Here is a 3,212-nt window from a genome sequence, read left to right on the forward strand (position 1 = left end):
CCGGGACAGGGTGCCCACGAGCAGCCCGTGGTGCAGCACGCAGACGACGTCGGCCTCGGCTGCCACGATGAGGTCGAACGCCTGCCGCGGGGTCTCGACGTCGTCGGCGTCGATCGCCGCGGCGGGTCCCCTCACCAGATCGCCCAGTCGGGCGTCGGCGAGGGCGGTCCCCAGCCGCGGCGCGGGGACGATCCCCAGCACGTCGTTCCTCGTGAGACGACCGCCGGGGCCGGAGCCGGGGGTGGATGCGACGAGGATGCCGTGACCCTCCGTGACCGGCAGCAGCCGCCGAGCGTCGGCGACCGTCGCCTCGGGCGGCAGCACCAAGGGGGTGTCCCACCGCACCGGCTGGTCCTTGACCCAGCGGATCGCGGCGTCCAGCTCCTGCAGCGGCATATCCTGCGGCAGCACCCCCAGCCCTCCGCGGCGCGCGAGGACGGAGGCCAGCCGGGCACCGGTGACCGAGTTCATGTTGGACGACACCAGCGGGATGGTCGTGCCGGTGCCGTCGCCGGGTGCCAGGTCCACCTGCAGCCGGCTCTGCACGGCCGATCGCCGCGGCACGAGGAACACGTCGGAGTACGTCAGATCGACGGCAGGCCGCTCCCCGGAAAATCGCATGCTCCTACGGTAACCGCGGGCGACGCGCTGAGCTCGGAGTTCGCCGAATGCCCGAAACGGCGCTTCCACCGGAAGACACCGGCGAAAAGGGACTAACCTAGAGAGCTGTGCGCGCAGGCGACGACGATGCCGCGCGCGATCGGAACTTCACCGAAGAAAGCAGGCGATCCAGCGTGTCCAGCCAGGTGACCGGCGTCGGAACCTCGAGCGAAGGCGAGTTCGGGGCCAACGCCTGGCTCGTTGATGAACTCTACGAGCAGTACAAGGCGGACAAGAACTCCGTGGACAAGGCCTGGTGGCCTGTTCTCGAGGCATATCAGCCGGAGGATGCCGCGGCTCCGGCCGCACCCCCGGCGGGCACCGAGCCGCACCCCGTCACCGCGCCCATCCCCGTGATCGGCGCCCAGCCGGTTGCCCGCACCACGGCCAAGCCGGCGGCGCCGCAGCCGATCCCCGCGCAGGCGCAGGACCGCAAGGCCGTCGAGCCGAGCGAGGCAGGCGAAGACGTCGTCACGCCGCTGCGCGGCATGACGAAGACGCTCGCGGCCAACATGGACCAGTCCCTGACCGTCCCCACCGCGACGAGCGTGCGCACGATCCCGGCCAAGCTGATGATCGACAACCGCATCGTCATCAACAACCACATGGCCCGCACGCGCGGCGGCAAGGTCAGCTTCACGCACCTCATCGGCTGGGCGATCGTCCAGGCGCTGAAGACCTTCCCCAGCCAGAACGTGTACTACGCCGAGGTCGACGGCAAGCCGTCGGTGGTGGCCCCGGCCCACATCAACCTCGGCATCGCGATCGACGTCCCCAAGCCCGACGGCTCGCGTTCCCTGCTCGTCCCGAGCATCAAGCGCGCCGAGACGCTGACCTTCGGGGAGTTCCTCTCCTCCTACGAGGACCTGGTCACCCGAGCGCGCGCGAACAAGCTCACCGCCGCCGATTTCCAGGGCACGACGATCTCGCTGACCAACCCCGGCGGCATCGGCACGGTGCACTCGGTTCCGCGCCTCATGAAGGGCCAGGGCTGCATCGTCGGCGCCGGCGCCCTGGAGTACCCGGCGGAGTTCCAAGGGGCGAGCGAGAAGACGCTGGTCAACCTCGGCATCGGCAAGACGATCACGCTCACGAGCACGTACGACCACCGCGTCATCCAGGGCGCAGGTTCCGGCGAGTTCCTCAAGATCGTCCACGAGATGATCACCGGGCGACGCGACTTCTACAGCGACATCTTCGCGGCGCTGCGCATCCCGTACGCGCCGATCCACTGGGCCAACGACATCAACGTCGACCTCGCCGAGCGGGTGGACAAGACCGCGCGCGTGCAGGAGCTGATCAACTCCTTCCGGGTGCGCGGCCACCTCATGGCCGACATCGACCCGCTGCAGTACATGCAGCGTACGCACCCCGACCTCGAGATCGAGAGCCACGGCCTGACCTTCTGGGACCTGGATCGCGAGTTCGTCACGAACGGCTTCGCCGGCAAGCGCACCATGAAGCTGCGCGAGATCCTGGGGGTGCTGCGCGACTCGTACTGCCGCACCCTCGGCATCGAGTACATGCACATTCAGGACCCCGATCAGCGCACCTGGTTCCAGAACAACGTCGAGGCCAAGTACCAGAAGCCGAACCACGACGAGCAGCTGCGCGTGCTCAGCAAGCTGAATGAGGCAGAGGCGTTCGAGACGTTCCTGCAGACGAAGTACGTCGGCCAGAAGCGCTTCAGCCTCGAAGGCGGCGAGTCTCTCATTCCGCTCCTCGACCAGGTGCTGCGCGGGGCCGCCGACGCAGGTCTCGACGGTGCGGCGATCGCCATGGCCCACCGCGGCCGGCTCAACGTGCTCAGCAACGTCGCCGGCAAGACGTACGGTCAGGTCTTCCGCGAGTTCGAGGGTTCGGTGGCGATCGGCTCGAAGAGCGGTTCGGGCGACGTCAAGTACCACCTCGGCACCGAGGGCACCTTCGTCACGGACGACGGCACCGAGCTGCCGGTCGTCCTCGCCGCCAACCCGTCGCACCTCGAGACGGTCGACGGCGTGCTCGCGGGCATCGTCCGTGCCAAGCAGGACCGCAAGCCCATCGGATCCTTCTCGTGGCTGCCGATCCTCGTCCACGGCGACGCCGCCTTCGCCGGCCAGGGCGTCGTGGTGGAGACCCTGCAGATGTCCCAGCTGCGCGGCTACCGCATCGGCGGAACGATCCACGTGGTCGTCAACAACCAGGTCGGATTCACGACCCTCCCCCAGGACGCCCGCACGTCGGTGTACGCCACCGACGTGGCCAAGACCATCCAGGCGCCCATCTTCCACGTCAACGGGGACGACCCCGAAGCGGTTGTGCGCGTCGCCGAGCTGGCGTTCCGCTACCGCGAGGAATTCCACCGCGACGTCGTGATCGACCTCGTGTGCTACCGCCGCCGCGGTCACAACGAGGGCGACGACCCTTCGATGACGCAGCCGCTCATGACCAACCTCATCGAGGCGAAGCGCTCGGTGCGTCGCCTCTACACCGAGGCGCTCGTCGGTCGCGGCGACATCACCGAGGAGGAGTACGAGCAGGCGAAGAAGGACTTCCAGGACCGCCTCGAG

The 3,212-nt window shown here is 68.5% G+C and carries 2 protein-coding genes; one reads left to right on the forward strand and one right to left on the reverse strand.

The annotated features are described in order from the left end of the window. The coding region (locus NQ160_RS21190) for an IMP dehydrogenase (RefSeq protein ID WP_257517051.1) at positions 1 to 621 on the reverse strand (621 nt) is incomplete at its 3' end. Between the two features lie 173 nt (positions 622 to 794). Between NQ160_RS21190 and NQ160_RS21195 the strand changes: the two genes are divergently transcribed. Next, positions 795 to 3,212: multifunctional oxoglutarate decarboxylase/oxoglutarate dehydrogenase thiamine pyrophosphate-binding subunit/dihydrolipoyllysine-residue succinyltransferase subunit (locus NQ160_RS21195; RefSeq protein WP_257517052.1), on the forward strand; the 2,418-nt coding region annotated here is incomplete at its 3' end.

This window comes from Microbacterium sp. zg.Y909 (genome assembly GCF_024626565.1).